This window comes from Rhodococcus sp. NPDC054953 (assembly GCF_053609225.1).
In genome coordinates, this window is sequence record NZ_JBSGXD010000063.1 from 1 (window position 1) to 719 (window position 719).

At 70.2% G+C, this 719-nt stretch carries 1 pseudogene; it reads left to right on the forward strand.

The annotated features are described in order from the left end of the window. Positions 1-246 precede the first annotated feature (246 nt). Positions 247-719: pseudogene (locus ACWF62_RS20465) on the forward strand (hypothetical protein); the annotation flags it as partial.

The following is a 719-nucleotide window of genomic DNA, read 5'->3' on the forward strand; positions in this document are numbered from 1 at the left end:
GCGGGCGCCCGCTAAGACGTCGGAGAGGGAGCGGCCACCGCTGGCGGGGGCCGCTCCCTTCGCCGTATCCGGCCCGGCAGGCACCCCGGCGGGCGACCGCCCGACGCGGAAACCGGGCCCCCGGACCGATGCCTTTGTAGGCTGGTCCCACCACTGCACAACGACAGAGCATGAGGCGGAGCGCCTTCTTATCCGTCGCCGGTCCTCGGTAGTGGCCCCCGGGCGACTTCCCGGGAGCTTCGATCGATGGCCGGCCCGTACGGAGGTGCTCCACCGATTGACGTCCCGCCCGGTCACACCCGGCGGGGCGAGAAACAGGAGACATCCCAGGTGGAGAACGAAACCCACTACGCCGAGGCCGTCATCGACAACGGCGCCTTCGGCACCCGCACCATCCGCTTCGAGACCGGCCGCCTCGCGCGGCAGGCCGCCGGTTCCGCCGTGGCCTACCTGGACGACGACACCATGGTGCTGTCGGCCACCACCGCCTCGAAGAAGCCGAAGGACCAGCTGGACTTCTTCCCGCTGACCGTCGACGTCGAGGAGCGGATGTACGCCGCCGGGAAGATCCCCGGCTCCTTCTTCCGGCGCGAGGGCCGTCCCTCCGAGGACGCCATCCTCACCTGCCGGCTGATCGACCGCCCGCTGCGCCCCTCCTTCAAGAAGGGCCTGCGCAACGAGATCCAGGTCGTCGAGACGATCATGGCGCTCAACCCCGA